The organism is Legionella sp. W10-070 (genome assembly GCF_900640175.1).
In the GTDB taxonomy this organism is placed as follows: Bacteria; Pseudomonadota; Gammaproteobacteria; order Legionellales; family Legionellaceae; genus Tatlockia.
Genome location: NZ_CAAAJC010000011.1, coordinates 65,718 through 86,316, shown reverse-complemented (window position 1 = coordinate 86,316; position 20,599 = coordinate 65,718). Strand labels below are relative to the sequence as shown.

Genomic DNA, 20,599 nt, shown 5'->3' with positions numbered 1-20,599 from the left:
TTAAAGTACTATTAATTTTACGTTAAATTTTTTCGATACTGGAAAACATCTGAATTTAGAAAATATGGAGGTCTTCACCCCAGTTTAATTTAGGATTTTGTTGACATTCATCCAAAAAGCGGTTGCAGCGATATAAACGAAAGTTGACGGGGTTTAATTTATTTTTGCGACACTACCCTCTGAGGCTTCATCTCGTAAATCCTCCAGGGCGTTTTTCGTTTGAGCTTGAGCAGCGGCCTGAAAGAAAGCGAAGCGATTTCCTGTAACATGTTTATGCACGATAGCAGCTAAAGCTATGAACGGCGAAAAAAAAGGGGTTATCATCGCCAGATGATCTAAGCCGATGTTGCCATCAGACTGATTTTCCCGTTGAAGTTTAACCGGCGGTTGACTGAATTCTTTTGCTTTTTGTATGCTTTCGTCAGCGATGTTTTTCAATGTATTTTCATAATCCTTTATTTTCTCCTGATTTTCAGGGAAGGGAGCGCTGAGAATACGGTTTTTCGCCTTCTGGTAATAAGGATTTTGACTCAATATATAGGGATTCATGTAGCGAAATATATCGTTTGGAAGCTTACTGCGTTCTTTATCCAGGTTACCTCCAGCCTCGTTTTCGGTAAACATGAAAACATATTCTGAGCCAGGACTAAAATAGCGATACAGCGGATTGATTTGTGGCGCTTGAGCGACTCTGGAAAGTTGAGCCTTGCGGACTTGTGCAATCGCTTCCGCCATCTCCCTCGATACGACATTGCTTTTTAAATCGTTGGGTAATAATCGGGCAACAGACTGTATCTCGGTATCAGTATCTGCACCGGCAATCATGATGCTATGCAGCTTTTTGCATTCGAAAAATGCCGCCTCGCCAATAAAGTCGAGTCCTTTAGGAATAGTGATAGATTGCAAGGAGTCACAATGGCTAAATGCCCTGAAACCTATGGAACGCAGCCCTTCCGGGATGGTGAGGGTGCGCAAGTGCATGCATTGGTGAAATGCCCAATTACCAATCGAAGTGACGCCTTTCGGGATAGTGATGGATCGCAATTCCATGCACAGGTAAAATGCCTCGTTGCCAATGGAGGTCACCCCTTCTGGTATAGTGATCGATTGCAATTGATTGCAGCTGTAAAATGCCCTGCTACCAATGGAGGTGACTCCTTGCGGTATGTCATAAGAGCCATCTCTTTTAATGTCGCTATTATCAACCTTGAGCAGGGTTTTACCATCTTCACTTAACTTCATCTTGTTTCTTCTCTTATCGTCAGGATTTTAGCAGCTATGCCATACTACCTTAATGATCCAAATTTAATCAATTTGGATTTATTTTAACATTTATTTGTAGATTGTAAAGGCGCCACAAGCGTTTAATACCTGTTGGTGACAGGACAAATTATTTAAATTATTTTCAGTTTATATTTTTAGATAAAATATGATTTTTCCCTGAGCTTTGGGTTAATCAATTAGACAAGCCTGCTGAAGAAGCGCTATAATTCGTCCACTTTTTTTACAGCTTTAATAGAGAATCATGAATCATAGAGTAGGCTTTGTCAGTCTGGGCTGCCCCAAAGCATTGGTCGATTCCGAACGAATCATCACTCAATTACGCGCACAGGGGTATGAACTGGTATCCAGCTATCAGGATGCGGGGGTTGTAGTCGTCAATACCTGCGGTTTTATCGATGCTGCAGTCACTGAATCACTGGATACAATTAAGGAAGCCATGGCAGAAAACGGACGGGTCATTGTGACCGGTTGTCTGGGTGCCAAAGCCGATATTATAAGGGAAGCATGCCCCGATGTCCTCCATATCAGTGGCGCACATGCTTATGAAGAGGTGGTTCGGGCAGTGCACCAGCATTTACCACCTCCGGCAGACCCCTTTTCTCAGTTAGTACCCCCTCAAGGTATTAAACTCACGCCAAGACATTACGCTTACTTGAAAATTTCCGAAGGCTGTAATCAAAAGTGTACTTTCTGCATCATCCCCACCATGAGAGGAAAATTACAAAGCTACCCCCTGACTCAAGTCCTCTCTGAAGCAAAACGTTTAAAGGAAGCAGGCGTACAGGAATTATTGGTTATTTCCCAGGATACCAGCGCCTATGGTGTGGACACTCGCTACCAGCCTGCAGAATGGCAAGGTAAAGCAGTTAACACAAAATTTTATGATTTATGTGAACAATTGGGCGAGCTGGGAATATGGGTACGACTCCACTATGTTTATCCCTATCCTCATGTCGATGATATTATCCCTCTCATGCGGGATGGTTTAATTTTGCCTTACCTTGATATTCCTTTGCAACATGCCAATTCGCGCGTTTTAAAAGCCATGAAACGGCCTGCCTGCAGTGAAAATACATTGGCAAGAATCGCCCTGTGGCGTGATATTTGCCCGGACATTACATTACGCTCTACATTCATTGTTGGTTTTCCCGGTGAAACTGAAGAGGAATTTGAGGAGCTGCTGGAGTTCTTAAGCGTTGCCCGACTAGATCGGGTCGGTTGTTTTCAATACTCTCCAGTGGAAGGTGCCAAAGCCAATGAATTAGCCCATCCTGTTGCAGAAGACGTTAAGGAAGAACGTTATCATCGCTTTATGCAATTACAGGCTGAAATCAGCCGTGACAAACTTAAAACTAAAGTTGGCTCAAAACAAATCGTCTTAATAGACGAAATTAATGACCAGCAAATTATTGCTCGAAGCAAGGCGGATGCGCCGGAAATCGACGGTCTGGTATACTTACCCCCTACAGAAATTGTACAGGTAGGCAGCCTGGCCGAAGTCATGATTACTGATAGTGATGATTATGATTTGTATGCAGAATGTATCTAATTATTTCCTCCATACACTATAAATTTCATTGCTTATTTTCATAACCTCGGTTTGGATGCCCTGAGGGACAGGAAGATCCGGTTGCAGTAAGTTTCGATGCAATAAATGATGGTAGGACTTATAAGCATTTTTAAGTGTTGAGAATTGCTCCTGGCTGATTACCCGGTTAGAAAATAGTTTTTGTAATAAACTCAACGTATGAGTATATCGGGTATAAGCTGAGTCAGACTGTATAAGTACCAGAAATTGCACCAGAAACTCCAGGTCGATTAGTCCACCTGCAGTGTACTTGATCATCTCCCCACTGGCATGCCTGGCTATTTTTTGCCGCATGGCAACTACTTCATCAAAGATAAGCGATTTTTCTCGAGGGGCTGATAATGCCTCTTTTTTTAACTGCTTGAATGCCAGATGAATATGTTTATCTCCTACCAGAAACCTGGCTCTTATTAAAGCCTGGTGCTCCCAGATCCAGGCATGATGGAGCTGATACTCAATAAAAGCATCGATATGGCTTACCAGTAATCCAGCTTCTCCAGAAGGACGTAAACGCGTATCAACAGAGTACAAAATCCCAGCCTGGGAGCGGGTGGTCAGCATATGTAAAATTTTCTGCGTTAACCGGGTAACCAATGCTTCTTCTTCCGATGAGACCTTATGAACAAAAACCAAATCCAAATCCGAATTATAATTCATCTCGCGCCCACCCAGCTTTCCATAGGCGATAATAGCAAATTGTGATTTAATTTTTTTTATTTGAGGGTAGCGCAAGCTGAGTTGATTACTGGCTAAAGTAAGAATTTTAGCAACGATAACTTCTGCTATGTCCGTTAGGAAGCGGCTAATCCGCACTGCAGAATAGCGTCCATACATCTCAGCACGGGCGGCTGACAGCCAATTAACCAACTTAAATTGCCGCAGCAGCTCTTCTTGCTGCTCCTGCTCGGAACAACGATCCAGTTGATTTTTTAAGGTTTGTTCCAATTGCTTACGCGAAGGGATGCGCCAATTTTGCTGTTGCTCCAGTAAAACTTCCAATAGAAAAGGCTGGTTTACCAGCAGGGAAGTAATAAAGGCGCTATTAGCAAACCAATAGAGCAGTTCTTTTAAGACTTGAGGGTTCTCAGTAAGCAATGCCAGATAAGAACTACGGCCAACAATATTTTCCAGTAACTGGATAACCTGAAGCAACACCGTATCGGTTTCTGTTACCTCAGTCAGTTCATTTAACAAGAGGACCATAAAGCGATCCAGTCTTATTCTGGCAGCCTGAGTCAGGCGTCTGCATCGGGGAGCATGCCGAAAGGCATGAATCATTTGATAACAACGCTCTGCTTGTTGGAATCCAAGACTGGCTAATAAATTTACTGCCATTGTTTTTTCAACATGACCTTGCCATAAACTCATTAATTGATTGGCTAACAGACGTCTTTCATCTTCGTAGGGCTGTACCTTGCCTAGTGTTGAGCTAAATAACGCACCAATAATCCGCTGATATTGATGCAGACGAACCTCTAACTGCTTCCAGTCAGAATAGCCCATTGCCAGTGCGATCTGTGCCTTTTTTAGTGCATCGTTCGGTAAGGCATGCGTTTGTTGATCGTTATGACTTTGCAGGACATTCTCTAATTTCCTCAGGAAAAGGTAGGCTTGCTTCAAAGCTGAAGTCCGCGGCAATAACTCCTTCTGTCCCAATATGGTTAATGCTGCAATTGTGTTTTGCTGTTGTAGTTCCGGTAGCCTTCCGCCCCGGATTAACTGAAGATTTTGTACAATAAATTCAACTTCACGGATACCGCCAAAGCCTCTTTTGATATCATCAAGCATCGGATTTAACTGCACTTCCCGTTCAATCATTGCTTTCATGCTGCGTAATGATTCAATCACACTAAAATCCACATAACGTCGATAAACAAAAGGGGTAATTAATCGATGAAACCAATGAGCCGGATTCTCGGTATTTTCGCCAATCAGGCGCGCCTTAACCATAGCATAGCGCTCCCAGTCCCTTCCCTGTTCCTGATAGTAGGTTTCCATAGCAGCCAAGCTTGAGACCAAAGCCCCACTTTCTCCATTGGGCCTTAACCTTAAATCGACCCGAAAAACAAACCCCTCTGCAGTCACGGTTTGTAAGAGTTGGAGAAAACGCTGCACCACCTTGGTGTAGTATTGCTGGTTACTTATCGATTCCTCACCATTGGTATGACCTGTTGATGAATAGGCGAAAATTAAATCGATATCTGAAGAATAATTGAGTTCCCGACCACCCAGTTTGCCCATTGCAAGCACATAAAGCTTGCATATTGCACCGCTCTCATCGCAAGGCTGTCCATAACGCGCACCTAATTCTTGTGAACAAAAGGCAATTGCCCGTAAAATGATGGCATCAGCACAAGCTGACCAGGCAGTCATTGTTTCGATTGTCGTAGTCAGGCCGCTCATTTCACGAAGCAATAAGCTCAAGAGCTGCCTATGGCGGAATTGGCGCAAAGACCTGGAAAAAAGATTAAATGACGATGAATCTAGTTGTTGTAATTGGGCAAAACAGGTATTGAAATCGAGGGCATTCTGCCAATCATCACTGGTTAGTAAGGTTTTTAGCAGCTCTAGCTGACGACAGGCATAATCACTGACAAGTATCAACGTTTTTACCGCATCAACCTGTTTAAATGCAGAAAAATTTTTCAAGTAGAATGCTAATCTGGACTGTAGAAGAGGAGGAGTATCCACCGTTGTATTTATCTAAGGTTAAGGGTTATTAAGCCTAACGAAGCCAAAGAAAAAATACAAATCATTGTTTGTTTTGGTTACCTGAATATAATTACATTCAGGGTAAATGAGTTATTGTTCAGATCGTGATCCCCGAAGGCTCACACCTTTCATTTCAATCTCTTCAGCATCACTATCATCTGCTGGTTTTGGTAGTTCAGTCATCAAACCATCGACCAGATCGCCGCCTTTTGAGCGGCCAAATAAACCGTGATGCTTATAGGCATCCTTACCGGTATAAAAACCTAGCGACAGGATCTTCAGCAGTTTAACCAGCAATCGTTTTTCCTGGCTATCCTGATGTCGTGACAACGTTTCCTGCTGGTTACCTAATTCTTCCTTAAATTCAATCAGCAATTGTATAGGATTTTTTTTCTCTTGATTTATCCCTTTAATCAAAGCGTTCACAGCGATAAGTTTTCTTTCAGGCAGAGAATTGGAGTCTGCAGGTTCAACGCTGTTTGGTAACTGATATTTTTCTATTAAATAATCGTGATATTCCTGCAGAGTCTTTTTAATTTTACTTATTGATACCTGCATTTTTTCAATGTACTGATGATATGAGATATCGGTAGGAATCTTAATTTTTTCTAATCTGTCTTTCCACTCTTCCATATTTTTATTGAAAGGCACTAAGTATTTTCTCAGGCGTTCATCATTAATCAAAGCCTGTGTGCCGTCAAAAGAGAGTTCTTTAGCAGCATTAAATTCTTTCAATATCTTTGCCTGGAGCAATCCAGAGGATAGAGCAACAAACATATATCCCCAAATGCCATCGTTTGCATAGTCTGGACTTAAAGATGAAAAAGCGTAAAAAGGTGCATACTCATTCTCATCATCAGTGATATCCGCCTGGTACATTAAATAACCAAGAGTTGGGATGAGCTGATCACCTCCTAAGGCTCCTGTATTCATTTGCTCAGCTATTCCTGTGATTTCTTGACTGGCTTTCAAATCACCAGCAATAAATCTTTTCCATGCCTCCCTCACATCTGATAATTCTTTTTCCGTTGCCTTTCTTGTCATAAAATTATACACAATGGTTTTTTTACAATCTTAGCACAACCAGACTTAAGGAAAGATTAAGAATTATTGGCAATTCAATTTTTAAAAGGCTAAATTCAGTATATTCTAACCAGATACAGTTGAAGCAAAGGCAGAGTTCGGATTAATGAAAATTTTATACTTTATTTTATGCCTTTTTATTTCTTGCGGTTCTTCCCATGCACAGGGCGAACCATTACGGGTTGCAGTGGATAGCTTTATGCCCCCCTTTGTTATGGAGGGAGCCAATCGACAGCTTTTTGGGTTTGATATTTCCATGATGGAGCATATTTGCCGCACACTCCAGCGCAACTGTATCTTTAACCCCATGCCCTTTAAGGAACTGCTTCGTGCTGTCGAGCTCAAAACAGTTGATGTGGCAGTAAGTGCTATTACCATCACCAGTGAACGTGCTACCCGGGTGAATTTTTCCTTACCCTATTTACTAAGCCAGGCACGATTTATAGCGCCAGACAGACTGGCCAGAGAACCTTTCAGTTTGCAACTATTACACGAGCGCTCGATTGGGGTTGAAGAGGCTACCGTTTTTCCTGCTGTTATTCGTGCATTAGGCATCAGGAATCCAAGGATTAGAGAGTTTTCCGAATCCACGCTTATGATCGATGCATTGCAAGCAGGAAAAATAGATCTGGCTTTAATGGATAACCCCTCTGCCATGTACTGGCAGGCGCAGTCATCAGGGCATCTGCATGCAGTCGGGGAACCCTTTGCTTTTGGCTTCGGCTTTGGAATTGCCGTCCACCTCAATGAGATTGAGCTGTTGCAGGATATTAATAGAGCATTAATACAATATCAAAATAGTGAAGATTATAAGAGGGAATTCCACAAGTACATTGCTCACTTCTAAATTTTTGCATCTATTGCAAATTAGTGAAGCGTTTCACCCTGGACTATACAGCGGCTAATAACCTGTCTGGTTACAAAGTCACCCTGGACTTCCCCATATAAGGATTTAAAATGCTCAGCTAACGCCACAACCCAGGAAGACAAACGAAAATCCATCCTTTTCTCCTCCTCAATGACAACAAGTTCAAAAAGCCCTAAAGAATCGGTATCGAATACGCTGGCATACTCTTCCATAATACGTTGAGCTATATGCATATCTTTATTTTTTGTCGGCCAATCTTTATTCATTTAAAATCCTCCCCTACTCCAGACTACTATGACTCAGATTGGGTCAAATAATTAAATTACAAGCGTTAGCCAAGAAATCATTTAAATTTTAGATCGCGCAGCAGGCTGGACTGATTGGCCTGCACTTGCTGTTAAAAAGCTCATTTGACCATAGTCAAAGTTTACTGCGGATAATCCACTAATGGCTTTACTTCACCCTGTGGCTCCTGCCAAAGTGTAACGAATAACACCATGATTATCGGTCCCACAAATAAACCAAGAAGGCCTAAAGTCTCTACACCACCCAGAATGCCAAAAAGTACCGCTAAAAATGGTAATTTGATTGCACCACCAATTAACACCGGTTTAATAAAGTGATCTGCAACAAACATAACAAAAGTACCCCAGGCAATTACAATTAATGCGCCAATCATTGATCCGGCTGATAGTAATATAAGTGCTACTATGACAAACACTATTGGCACAACGAAAGGAATCATCGCCGCGAAAGCGGTTATGAATCCAGTTAGAGTAGGGGCAGGAAAACCTACCAGAAGGTAACAAATCCCCATTAAAAAACCTACGCCCAAACCAACGACAATAGTCCCATTAACCGTGGCACGCAAAGCAGAAGGTAGCCTGTGCGCATAGCGAAACCAGCGTTGTCCCAAACAAGATTCGCCAACATGATTAATCTGCTGAAATAATTTATCCCCATCACGATAAAAGAAAAATAAGGTCAGTAAGGTGAACCCAAGCTGGAATCCCCTGTGAGCAAGGTTCACACCTACCTGCTTAATATAATAACTGGCTGGCGTTAATGACAAATGCAAATTTGACAGCAAATGACGCACATTGCCTGGATGGCCTATATTCTGATCCCAATAACTAACCAGATCATTGCCAATAATTGGGAATTGCTGAAGAAAGCCAGGTGCCTGTCCTCCCTCACGATTAATTAACTGCAGGTAATTAATAAATAATTGTAGCTCTTTAACTAAAATACTTACCAGCCAACTTAAGGGAAGTATCAATAATAAAGCCAGGATAAAAGTAAATAATAAAGCCGCCAGACTATGCTGATTACCAAAAAAACGGCGCCAACGCAGATAAAGTGGATAAGTCGCAATACCAATGATTGCAGCCCACACAATGGAGGGGATAAATCGATGAATAATAAACAGTGCCAGCGCGACGATGCTGACAGTTAAGCCAATGCTGATTAATTCTTTGTGGCCTTCATTCATCTATGCAAAACCCCAGATTAATAACTGCATGATTAACCATGCTGGTATGGCGGCTAACAGATCATCGAGCATAACGCCTAACCCGCCACGAACATGACGGTCAAGCAGACGGATTGGCTGAGGTTTCCAGATATCAAAAAGACGGAATAATAAAAAACCGACCAGCATCCAGGTTAAACTGACAGGCGCTGCTGCCATGGTTAGCAAATAACCGACAACCTCATCCCATACGATTCCCCGATAGTCATGGACACCCAAATCCCTTGATACCTTATCGCTAACCCACACTCCTAATAAAAAAGCAGCTATAGTCAATAGAAGATATATTCCTATAGGCTGATTAGCAATTAGCAAATAAACCGGTATCGCAGCCAGGGTTCCCCAGGTTCCCGGCGCTATCGGCATTAAACCACTGCCAAAGCCAAATGCGATAAAGTAAACCGGATCTTGCCAAACTTTATTTGCCAACTTAATTGCATTCATGTTACTCAATCCCGATGATGTAAATAAAAAGTCATAGCCAAACTTCAGCAGATGAACCTAAGCTCTGTTGACATTTCAACTTGAGATGCTCACTTCTCGCGCTTTATGCGCGGGATCCACACAAACCACACGAAACTAACCACCCTCTTGACAAAAGCTTGAGAATAGATTCCGCGCATAAAGCGCGGAACGTAGGCTCTGGTTCCAATTGTCAACAGAACCTAGGCTAAAAATGGCTATAACCATGTGGAATAAGCGTGTTTATCTTATCCCCTCTCTTCATTCTTAAACCTGCCTCTTTTTCAATAACACCAATAGCATAACAGCTTGCTTTAATCCTGGATAATGCACTCAACAATAACTGCTCTTCTTCTTGTGGTACGGTAAAACATAATTGATAATCATCACCTCCACGAAGAGCAAAATCAACTGCATGAACACCCTGATATTTTTCTACCAACGGGTGGACAGGAATAGCTGACTCTAATAGACAAGCCCCAACGCCACTGGCAACGCAAATATGGTTCAAGTCAGCGCTTAAGCCATCAGAAATATCAATAGCTGCAGAAGCATGCGTCTGTAGAATCGTTGCCAAATCTACTCGCGGCTGAGGATGTTGCAGCTTTTGCATCAATGCGCGCCTTTCAACCTGATTAATATCAGGACGTTCTAAAGCATTCACCGCAAGTGCTGCAGCCCCCAGTTCACCGCTTACATAAATTTTATCCCCAGGATTAGCACCTGTGCGACGCACCGATTTTCCCTGAGGGACTAAACCATGGATCGTCAGGGTCATGCTCAATGGGCCACGGGTCGTATCGCCGCCAATCAAAGCAATATTATATTGATTCAAAGAATCATCTAATCCCTGAGAAAACCGTGTGAGCCAAGCTGTATTTAACTCGGGTAAAGTCAGGGCGAGACTCAGCCAACAAGGGCTTGCTGCCATTGCTGCCATATCACTTATATTAACCATGACCGCTTTACAGGCTATATCGTAAGCATCCCAGGAGCTAAGAAAGTGTACATCAGCTACCAGGGTATCTGTACTGACTAACAACTGGCAATCCTGCGGGACAGTCAGACAAGCCGCATCATCCCCTATCCCATAAACTACCTCGTTACGGGCAGCTCCTGCGGTTTTGAAAAAAGTATCAATTAAAGAAAACTCATTCATTTTCAAAATTAATTTCTATTTTTCTTACCTGTCTGGCCAGATTATTTAAAACACCATTAACATACCGGTAACCATCTTGAGAGCCAAACTCTTTATTAAGTGAGACAGCCTCATCAAGAACAACACGGTAGGGAAGTTCGGGACAATGAATCAATTCAAACGATCCCAGACGCAATACCGTTAATTCAATGGGATTTAAGCCTTCAATAGATCTGTCCAGAAAAGGTTCAATATTTTCCTCCAGACTTTTAATATGAGCCGGAACCTGATAAAGAAGGTGGCAAAAATAATCAGTATCCACCTTACTCATATCATTGAACAGGCGAAATTGTGTTTCAATTTCATAGAGATCCTGGCCTGACATATGCCACTGATACAGCGCTTGCAACGCTAATTTTCGGGCACGCCTCTTTCCACTAATTGCTTGTTTTTCCACCGATTACCTCATGAATTCTTATTATCTTTCATTTGATCAATAGTTTGTCTGAAATCACTGACATCTTTAAAGCGTTTATACACGGAAGCAAAACGGACATAAGCCACGTGATCCAGTCGGTAGAGTTGCTTCATAACCAGTTCACCTACCTCACGAGAATCAATTTCCCGTTCGCCACGCCGCCGGATTTCCTGCATGATGGCAACTATCGCTTCTTCCAATGCATCAACACTGACTGGCCTTTTTTCCAAAGCACGGAGCATACCTGCCCGTAAGTTGCTAATATTAAACGGTTCCCTGCGGCCATCCCGTTTGATGATTAGCGGCATAATTAATTCGGCTGTTTCAAAGGTTGTAAAACGCTCATGGCAAATGAGGCACTGTCTTCTTCTGCGAACCTGGGCCCCCTCAGCCACCAGACGGGAATCAACAACTTTCGTTTCTTCAGCATGACAAAATGGACAGTGCATAATTATCGATAGACCGGAAATTCATGACATAATTGCAACACATTAGCCTTCACCCGCGAAATGACCGCCTCATCATTGATATTATCAAGAACGTCCGCTATCCACCCACTTAACAGGCGCACTTCATTCTCTTTAAACCCACGCGTTGTAATGGCAGGAGTGCCTAAACGAAGGCCGCTTGTTACAAAAGGAGAACGCGGATCATTAGGTACCGTGTTCTTATTGACGGTAATGTTCGCACGCCCCAAAGCAGCATCACCTTCTTTTCCGGTGATGTTCTTATCAATTAAGTTCACCAATAATAAATGGTTTTCAGTGCCACCTGAAACAATGGGGTATCCATGTTCTGCCAATGTCTCCGCCATGACCTTGGCATTGACCAACACCTGTTTTTGATAGGCTTTAAATTCAGGTTGCAACGCTTCTGCAAAAGCAACTGCCTTGGCTGCAATGACGTGCATCAATGGCCCACCTTGTGTGCCAGGAAATACCGCAGAATTTAATTTTTTCTCAATTTCCTCATTAGCCCGTGCCAAAATCAATCCACCGCGTGGCCCCCTTAATGTCTTGTGGGTTGTGGTAGTCACCACGTCTGCATAAGGAACAGGAGAAGGATAAAGGCCTGCAGCAACCAATCCTGCCACATGCGCCATATCAGCCATTAAATAGGCACCAACCTTGTCTGCAATCGTTCTGAATCGTTGCCAATCGACAACCTGGGAATAGGCCGAAAAGCCAGCAACAATTAATTTCGGGCGGTGTTGCAAGGCTAATTCTTCCAACGCATTGTAATCAATCAGTCCTGTTTCGATGTCAAGTCCGTACTCCATCGATTGGTAAAGCTTGCCTGAAAAATTCACTTTGGAACCATGCGTCAAATGACCTCCATGCGGCAACGCCATCCCAAGAATCAAATCGCCTGGAGAAAGCAAAGCCATCATGGCTGCCGCATTGGCTTGCGAACCTGAATGAGGTTGGACATTGACATAATCTGCAGCAAACAACTGCCTGGCTCGCGCTATAGCCAAAGATTCAGCCACATCAACATATTCACATCCACCGTAATAGCGTTTACCAGGATATCCTTCGGCGTATTTATTGGTAAGAACCGACCCTTGGGCTTCAAGAACGCGAGGACTGGCGTAATTCTCTGAAGCTATCAGTTCAATATGATCTTCCTGACGGATACGCTCTGCCTCCATAGCGCGCCAAAGCTCTTCGTCAAATTTTGCAATAGTGTAGTTCTTATCAAACATTAGCAATCCTTAACCCCAGGTAGTAAACAGTTCACTATAGTAATGCATAACGGTCTCTCATAACCAGTTATGGGTACTAAATTAATATGAACAGGCTTAAACGGATAAGATTATCATACTGTTATCAGCGAGTCATGAGCATCTGAATTAAAGCCATGTTTTCCGTGGTATCAGAATTACCGTTACTCACCCAACACAATACATGTCAATTTGCTTAGGCTGACAGTGCGCGTAGCATAGGTGTTTAACTATCCTTCAACTGAGGCACTCCATATACCTCCTTTTGGCGTGTTTGCCAGCAGGTTACCCCTCTTTTTTCATTGCCAAATCAGGAATGGTTGCCCGCCTGCGCGGGCATGACCAATTTTTATCATATACAGCTTATGGATAGGAATAGTTTATCCGTTAGACATTTATGTTATATTAGGCACGCATTGGCTAGAACAAACTGTTTAGAGGCAAAAGATGAAAAAACGCATGACGATCATGATAATCGCTTTAGTGATTGTATTTGGAGGGATAATTGCGTTTAATCTTTTTAAAAGTTTTATGATCAAACGATTTTTTGCCAGTTACGAGCCTCCTGCAGTCAGTGTTTCTTCAGTTACCGCTATCCAAAAAAACTGGGAGCCCCGCATCGCTGCTGTAGGTAATTTTGTAGCGATCAACGGTGTGGATGTTAATTCAGAGGCTGCAGGCAACGTCGTAAAAATTCACTTCGACTCTGGCCAATATATCGATGAAAACCAGTCGCTAATTGATATTGACGACAGGGTTGATCAAGCCACACTGAAATTTAATAAAGCAGAATTAGTATTACGTGATCTTAACTACAAGCGTCAAACTGACTTATTTAAACGCGGTGCCACACCAAGCTCCAGTGTGGATGAAGCGAAAGCAAGCCTCGAACAGGCACAGGCCAATGTTGAGAAAACTGAAGCAGAAATCAAGCAGAAACATATTGTTGCACCTTTTTCAGGCCGGTTGGGTATTCGTCAAGTGAACCTGGGGCAGTATGTAACGCCAGGACAAACCGCCATTGTGACACTACAGTCCATGGACCCGTTATTCCTCGAATTTTATTTACCGGAGCAATTATTAAAACGTTTACATATTAACCAACGGATACAATTTAATGTTGAAGAATTCCCCAATGCAATCTTCGAGGGAAAGATAACAGCCATTAATGCAAAAGTAGACCCAAATACCCACAATATTCTAGTGCAGGCAACTGTGCCGAACTGTCCAGCTGAAGCAATCAATGAACCGCAAAAATCCAGGTTGGTTCAAATCAAAAAACAGCAGGACAGCTCAAGAGCAACCGTGGCTTGCGATTCTGATTTGAACAGAAAAAATCATGTGACCCAGTTTGCCTTTATCCCGGGGATGTTTGCTTCCATCTCGGTTGAACAACCTCCCATTCCTGATGTGGTTGTTTTACCCTCTACAGCAATTTCCTACAGCTTGTACGGGAACTCAGTCTTCGTAATTGAAAAAGACAAAGAGGGCAAAAAAGATCAGCAAGGTAACGACATTCTGCGGGTAAGGCGTGTTTTTGTCAGCACTGGCGAACAACAGGGTAATTTTACAGTGATTAAAAAAGGAATTGAAACAGGACAGCAGGTTGTCAGTTCCGGAGAACTGAAATTACAAAATGATACGCGTGTTGTAATCAATAACAGCGTCGAATTAAAGGATGTTGCAGACCCGGATCAATTAGGACAATAGTCACTGTCCATTAAAATTAGATCGTTAACAGGCTCATGCCGGAAACGGCATGCTTGCTGGAGAATGAGCTTAGGTTTTGTCAGGATAATTCATGAAATTTACAGATATATTCATTAAACGGCCCGTGCTTGCCACAGTGGTAAGCTTGCTGATTTTTTTGTTTGGTTTCAATTCCCTTCTGACGATGCAAATACGTCAATACCCCCGTATGGACAACACGGTCATTACCATCACAACCAGTTATCCGGGAGCTGACGCTAATTTAATTGCCGGCTTTATCACCACACCTCTTGAAGCTGCCGTAGCCAGCGCTGAAGGGATCGATTACATGACCTCTTCCAGCACTCAAAGCCTGAGTACCATCACCCTGACAATCAAATTAAATTTCAACCCCCAGGTTGCCTTTACCGATGTCATGAGTAAAGTGCAGCAGTCATTAAACCAACTGCCTCCTGAAGCACAGCAACCGGTAATTGTTAAAAGCTCAGACACTTCAACCCCGCTGATGTATATCAGTCTTGACAGTACAGATATGACTCCTCAGCAAATTACTGACTATGCGACGCGGGTTGTACAGCCACAACTTGAGACAGTGGATGGGGTCGCCAAAGCAGAAATTTTAGGTGGGGCTACTTATTCTATGAGAGTCTTTCTCGATCCCATCAAAATGGCTGCACTGAATGTTTCCCCGGCAGATGTTTCCAATGTATTAGCACGGAACAATTTCCTGACCGCGGCAGGAAGTACCAAAGGTGAATATGTAGCTATCAATATGACCGCTAAAACTGACCTCAATAATGCAGAAGAGTTTAGTCAGTTGATTGTCAGAAGTAGTAAGGGTTCCATTATCAGGCTTAAGGATATCGGCACCGTAGAATTGGGATCGCAGGATTATAATACCTCTGTGCGTTTTGACGGCAAGAAAGCGGTTTTCATTGCGATTACTCCTACCCCAACCGCTAACCCACTGACAGTCATTAATGATGTGCGGAAAATCATGCCTTCCATTCAACATGAATTTCCTCCCTCATTAGAAGGAACTGTTGTCTATGATGCTACTGACTTTATTCGTGCGTCAATCGAGGAGGTTGTAGCAACAATTATAGAAGCGGCATTAATTGTTATTGTGGTTATTTTCCTCTTTTTAGGATCAATTCGTTCCGTCGTCATTCCTGTTGTCACCATCCCCCTATCGCTGATTGGCGTATGTACCTTAATGCTTTTTTTAGGTTACTCCATTAACTTGCTTACCCTGCTGGCTTTTGTACTGGCTATTGGTCTGGTTGTTGATGATGCCATTGTAGTGGTGGAAAACGTCCATCGTCATATTGAGGAAGGTAAAACTCCTTTCCAGGCAGCGATTATTGGTGCACGCGAAATTGCTACCCCAGTTATTGCGATGACCATAACCCTTGCAGCTGTCTATGCTCCCATTGGGTTCATGGGTGGGTTAACTGGTGCTCTGTTTAAGGAATTCGCTTTCACACTGGCCAGCGCGGTCATCATTTCAGGTATTGTGGCCTTGACCCTTACCCCAATGATGTGTTCTAAAATTTTGTCCCCAGACATGAGCAGCGGACGTTTTGTACACTTTCTTGATGATAAGTTTAACAAGCTGAAAATTCGCTATCAACGCACGTTACACAGTTTATTGGATACTCGCGCTATCGTTCTGGTATTTGCTGCCGCTGTGTTGTTAATGCTTCCCTATTTATACACCCACACGCCAGCAGAAACCGCACCAGAAGAAGATCAAGGCTTTTTCTTTGTGGTAGCAACTGCGCCCCAATATGCGACAATCAATTATGTCGAAGCCTTTACAAAGCCATTTGACTCTATTTACAAAAGCTTTCCTGAAACCGAGCATTATTTTACAGTGAATATGAGTGCCCCTGTTTCGGGAATGGTTCTTAAACCCTGGGACAGACGCAAACGAACTCAATTTGAGCTGAAGCAACCTTTGCAAAACAAACTTGATGAGGTAGCGGGTCTTAAAGCTTTTGCTGTCATTCCCCCTCCACTGCCAGGAGGCGGTAGCGGCACACCCATTCAGTTTGTGATTAAAACAACTAATGACTTTCAAACATTATTTGAAGTCTCCAATAAACTAATTGATAAAGCCCGGGAAAGCGGATTGTTTATTTATCTTGATAACAGCCTTAAATTTAACCAACCTGAAGTGGAATTTCAGATCAACCGTTCAAAGGCATCTGATTTGGGATTAGATATGCAAGCCATTGGCAGCAGCTTAACCAGTGCACTATCAGGTAACTATGTTAATTACTTTAATTTGCAAGGACGAAGTTATGAGGTCATTCCTCAATTAGACAGAAGGTATCGCCTTAGTCCTGATCAACTGGGGGAAATTTATGTTCGTGCTGCCAATGATATAATGGTACCCCTTTCTACGGTAGTCACACCTAAAGAAAAGGTTCAACCCAACGCAGTAAGTCACTTCCAGCAACTTAATTCGGCAACTATTCAGGGCGTTATGATGCCAGGAACCACGTTAGGTCAAGGATTGGCTTTCTTACAAGAACAAGCAAAAGAGATATTGCCCAAGGGATTTACCGCTGATTACGGGGGGCAGTCAAGACAATTTATTCAGGAAGGTGCTGCCCTGATTTTTGCGTTCTTTTTGGCAATTATTGTTATCTTCCTGGTGCTCTCTGCCCAATATGAAAGCTTTCGAGATCCTCTTATCATCCTTATCAGCGTCCCGATGTCTATTTGCGGTGCCCTCATTCCATTGAATCTTGGAGCAGCAAGCATCAATATTTACACTCAGGTTGGTTTAATCACCTTGATAGGTTTAATCAGTAAGCATGGGATTTTAATTGTTGATTTTGCCAATCAATTGCAGCGTGAAAAAAATCTCGACCGCCGCGCGGCTGTAGAAGAAGCAGCAGGAATTCGCCTGCGTCCCATCCTGATGACTACTGCAGCCATGGTATTTGGTGTAATTCCCCTGTTAACAGCCAGTGGTGCCGGAGCAGTCAGCCGCTTTGATATTGGTTTAGTCATTTCATCCGGCTTATTGATCGGAACACTGTTTACGCTCTTTGTAGTGCCCACGATGTATACCTATCTTGCGGCTGATCACCGTCATGATTTTCAGGAAACAGAGATCTGATGCATAAAGATAGAAGGTGCAATGCTGTGCAACTTCTATCTTTATGCTCTGTCTCCTCTCGGCAGGATATGCTAATATTCGCAACTTTCATCTGTAACAGGTTAAATTATGGATAAGACTTACTCCCCACAGGCGATTGAGCAGGCATGTTATAAAAAGTGGGAAAGCCACCATTATTTTGAGCCACGCGGTGATGGCAAAGGCTATTGCATTATGCTGCCGCCTCCTAATGTCACAGGTAGCCTGCACATGGGGCATGGCTTCCAACATACGCTAATGGATGCGTTGACCCGTTATCATCGCATGCAGGGAGAAAAAACCCTTTGGCAACCTGGCACCGATCATGCGGGCATTTCAACTCAACTGGTTGTAGAACGACAGCTTGATTCCGAAGGGCTAAGCCGTAAAGAAATGACGCGTGAGCAATTTTTAGAGCGTATTTGGCAATGGAAAGAGCAGTCGGGAAGCCAGATTACACAGCAAATGCGTCGAATCGGCTCCTCTGTTGACTGGTCGCGCGAACGCTTCACAATGGATGAAGGCTTATCAGCAGCCGTACAGAAAGTATTCATCCAGCTTTACGAAGAAGGTTTGATTTATCGTGGTACCCGTCTAGTAAACTGGGATCCTAAATTAGGCACAGCCGTTTCAGATCTTGAAGTGCTTTCCGAAGAAGAAGAGGGCTTTCTATGGCATATTCGCTATCCTCTGGCTAATTCAGACGATTCATTGGTTATTGCGACAACCCGCCCGGAAACCTTACTTGGGGATACCGCCGTTGCCGTCCACCCCGATGATCACCGCTATCAACACCTGATTGGCCAATCTATCCAGTTACCGCTTTGTGACAGAACTATCCCTATCATTGCTGATGATTATGTTGAGCAGGATTTTGGCAGTGGTTGCGTTAAAATAACCCCTGCACATGATTTCAACGATCATGAGGTTGGCAAACGGCATGATTTACCTGTTATTAATATCCTGACTAAAAAAGGGACTGTCAATAAGAATGCACCGCTTAGTTACCAGGGCATGGATCGCTTTGTGGCGCGCGAGCAAATCCTTCGCGATCTGGAGGAAGCCGGATTATTGGTCAAAACTGAACCTCACAAACTAAAAGTACCTCGCGGTGAAAAATCCGGGGTAATCATTGAACCACTCTTGACTGATCAATGGTATGTAAAAATCAAACCCTTGGCAGAACCCGCTATAGAAGCGGTAAAGAAAGGAGAAATACGGTTTATTCCTGACAATTGGAGTAAAACCTATTTTCAATGGATGGAGAATATTGAAGACTGGTGCATCAGCCGACAATTATGGTGGGGGCACCGTATTCCTGCCTGGTATGATAGTCATGGTCATGTGTATGTAGGCTACAGTGAGAATGACGTTCGCTTTAAGTATAAACTGGATGACACAATCCTTTTAAAGCAAGATGAGGATGTACTTGATACCTGGTTTTCCTCTGCTTTGTGGCCTTTTTCAACGCTGGGTTGGCCAGAACGCACCCAGGAATTCGAGCGATTTTACCCTACCTCTGTTCTGGTGACAGGATTTGACATCATTTTTTTCTGGGTTGCCCGCATGGTGATGATGGGTCTTAAGTTTACCGGAAAAGTCCCTTTCAGAGAGGTTATTATCACCGGCCTTATCCGTGATAGTGAAGGTCAAAAAATGTCGAAATCCAAGGGCAATGTGCTTGATCCTATTGATATTATCGATGGTATCGATCTTGAAAGCCTTGTAGAGAAACGTACCTCAAACCTGATGTTGCCTTCTGTGCGAAACAAGATCGCCAAGGCAACCCGAAAAGAATTTCCAGGAGGAATTGCAGCCTATGGTACCGATGCATTACGCTTTACTTTCTGTTCGCTGGCTTCCACAGGCCGTAATATTCGCTTCGATATGGGGCGGGTTGAAGGATATCGAAATTTTTGCAACAAATTATGGAATGCCTCACGCTATGTTTTACTGAACACGGATGAAGAACAGGTTGATTTTGGCGATGGTGCTTTTCAATACAGTCCCTCAGATCAATGGATACTCTCACGCCTGCAGCGGATTATTGGCCAATGTCATCATTACTTTGAAACCTATCGCTTTGATCTGCTGGCCAATACGCTCTATGATTTTGTCTGGCATGAGTACTGTGACTGGTACCTTGAATTGTCAAAATCTATTCTCTATGACAACCAGGCGTTAGGTTCAATGAAAAGAGGAACCCGGCGTACCTTGATTCATGTATTGGATCAGATCCTGAAACTTCTGCATCCCATTATGCCATTTATTACTGAAGAAATTTGGCAACGGACGAGTAAATTGACCAGTATCAATGGGGAAACGATAATGTTGAGTGCTTACCCTCAAGTTGTCGAAGGGTTCATTAACGCTGAAGTTGAAGAGGAAATAAGCTGGTTACAAACAGTAATTCAGGCAGTGCGAACCATTCGTAGTGAAATGACTATCTCTCCTGCGAAATTAATCCCCTTGTATCTAAAAAACACCACAACGGTCATCCAAAAGCAGGTAGAGAAATATCAAAGTACACTACTCGCTTTAGGTAAATTAACCCATATCCATTGCCTGGAAGAAAATGAAGCTACTCCGGCATCTGCTTCGGCGGTTGTTGGTGAATTGGAGTTACTTATTCCCATGGCAGGACTTATTGACAAGGAAGCCGAACTATCGCGACTGACTAAAGAGCTGGTCAAACTGGATAAGGATATAGCACTGGCTGAAGGCAAACTTGGTAATCCTAAATTTACTGATAAGGCTCCTGCAGAAATCATTGCAAAAGAACAGGAGAAACTGGCTCAGGCAAAACTTGCCAAAGGTAAGTTACTGCAACATAAAAAAATCGTAGAAGGGATCTGATAGTTCAATCACCCA

Annotated in this window: 15 protein-coding genes; 5 read left to right on the top strand and 10 right to left on the bottom strand. The window is 43.1% G+C overall.

Annotated features, from left to right (window positions below; all coding sequences use genetic code 11):
* Positions 1-153: 153 nt before the first annotated feature.
* Complete coding sequence (locus tag E1O65_RS06560; protein WP_133132800.1) at positions 154-1,242, bottom strand: leucine-rich repeat domain-containing protein; 1,089 nt, start codon at positions 1,240-1,242, stop codon at positions 154-156.
* A gap of 283 nt (positions 1,243-1,525) precedes the next feature.
* Here E1O65_RS06560 and rimO point away from each other — a divergent pair, with 283 nt between their 5' ends.
* Complete coding sequence (gene rimO, locus E1O65_RS06555; RefSeq protein ID WP_133132799.1) at positions 1,526-2,833, top strand: 30S ribosomal protein S12 methylthiotransferase RimO; 1,308 nt, start codon at positions 1,526-1,528, stop codon at positions 2,831-2,833.
* Here rimO and glnE read toward each other — a convergent pair whose 3' ends face one another.
* Positions 2,834-5,521 (bottom strand): bifunctional [glutamate--ammonia ligase]-adenylyl-L-tyrosine phosphorylase/[glutamate--ammonia-ligase] adenylyltransferase, encoded by a 2,688-nt coding sequence (gene glnE, locus E1O65_RS06550; RefSeq protein WP_242601549.1) that lies wholly within the window; start codon positions 5,519-5,521, stop codon positions 2,834-2,836.
* Positions 5,522-5,674: 153 nt separating this feature from the next.
* Positions 5,675-6,628 carry a hypothetical protein gene (locus E1O65_RS06545; protein ID WP_133132797.1) on the bottom strand — a complete coding sequence of 318 codons (954 nt, stop codon included), beginning with the start codon at positions 6,626-6,628 and terminating at the stop codon, positions 5,675-5,677.
* A gap of 145 nt (positions 6,629-6,773) precedes the next feature.
* On the opposite strand from E1O65_RS06545, the gene E1O65_RS06540 reads away from it, so the two are divergent.
* Positions 6,774-7,514 (top strand): transporter substrate-binding domain-containing protein, encoded by a 741-nt coding sequence (locus tag E1O65_RS06540; RefSeq protein ID WP_133132796.1) that lies wholly within the window; start codon positions 6,774-6,776, stop codon positions 7,512-7,514.
* A gap of 20 nt (positions 7,515-7,534) precedes the next feature.
* Here E1O65_RS06540 and E1O65_RS06535 read toward each other — a convergent pair whose 3' ends face one another.
* The 7 genes from E1O65_RS06535 to glyA all read right to left on the bottom strand — a co-directional run bounded on the left by E1O65_RS06535 (position 7,535) and on the right by glyA (position 12,849).
* Complete coding sequence (locus tag E1O65_RS06535) at positions 7,535-7,801, bottom strand: hypothetical protein (RefSeq protein WP_133132795.1); 267 nt, start codon at positions 7,799-7,801, stop codon at positions 7,535-7,537.
* A 161-nt stretch (positions 7,802-7,962) separates the two neighbouring features.
* Positions 7,963-9,027 carry an AI-2E family transporter gene (locus E1O65_RS06530; protein ID WP_133132794.1) on the bottom strand — a complete coding sequence of 355 codons (1,065 nt, stop codon included), beginning with the start codon at positions 9,025-9,027 and terminating at the stop codon, positions 7,963-7,965.
* Positions 9,028-9,510 (bottom strand): phosphatidylglycerophosphatase A, encoded by a 483-nt coding sequence (locus E1O65_RS06525; protein ID WP_133132793.1) that lies wholly within the window; start codon positions 9,508-9,510, stop codon positions 9,028-9,030.
* A gap of 226 nt (positions 9,511-9,736) precedes the next feature.
* Positions 9,737-10,687: a thiamine-phosphate kinase gene (gene thiL, locus E1O65_RS06520; protein ID WP_133132818.1), complete on the bottom strand. Its 951-nt coding sequence runs from the start codon at positions 10,685-10,687 to the stop codon at positions 9,737-9,739.
* Complete coding sequence (gene nusB, locus E1O65_RS06515) at positions 10,680-11,123, bottom strand: transcription antitermination factor NusB (protein ID WP_133132792.1); 444 nt, start codon at positions 11,121-11,123, stop codon at positions 10,680-10,682. The genes thiL and nusB overlap by 8 nt, the downstream gene beginning before the upstream one ends.
* An 8-nt stretch (positions 11,124-11,131) precedes the next feature.
* Entirely contained in the window at positions 11,132-11,593 is a 462-nt protein-coding gene (gene nrdR / locus E1O65_RS06510; RefSeq protein WP_133132791.1) for a transcriptional regulator NrdR, read from the bottom strand.
* A gap of 2 nt (positions 11,594-11,595) precedes the next feature.
* Positions 11,596-12,849, bottom strand: a complete 1,254-nt coding sequence (glyA, locus tag E1O65_RS06505; RefSeq protein WP_133132790.1) for a serine hydroxymethyltransferase — start codon at positions 12,847-12,849, stop codon at positions 11,596-11,598.
* A 465-nt stretch (positions 12,850-13,314) separates the two neighbouring features.
* Between glyA and E1O65_RS06500 the strand changes: the two genes are divergently transcribed.
* The 3 genes from E1O65_RS06500 (at position 13,315) to E1O65_RS06490 (ending at position 20,584) form a co-directional block, all read left to right on the top strand.
* Positions 13,315-14,577 (top strand): efflux RND transporter periplasmic adaptor subunit, encoded by a 1,263-nt coding sequence (locus E1O65_RS06500; protein WP_133132789.1) that lies wholly within the window; start codon positions 13,315-13,317, stop codon positions 14,575-14,577.
* A 91-nt stretch (positions 14,578-14,668) separates the two neighbouring features.
* Positions 14,669-17,710 (top strand): efflux RND transporter permease subunit, encoded by a 3,042-nt coding sequence (locus E1O65_RS06495; RefSeq protein ID WP_133132788.1) that lies wholly within the window; start codon positions 14,669-14,671, stop codon positions 17,708-17,710.
* A 108-nt stretch (positions 17,711-17,818) separates the two neighbouring features.
* Positions 17,819-20,584 carry a valine--tRNA ligase gene (locus E1O65_RS06490; protein WP_133132787.1) on the top strand — a complete coding sequence of 922 codons (2,766 nt, stop codon included), beginning with the start codon at positions 17,819-17,821 and terminating at the stop codon, positions 20,582-20,584.
* Positions 20,585-20,599 lie beyond the last annotated feature (15 nt).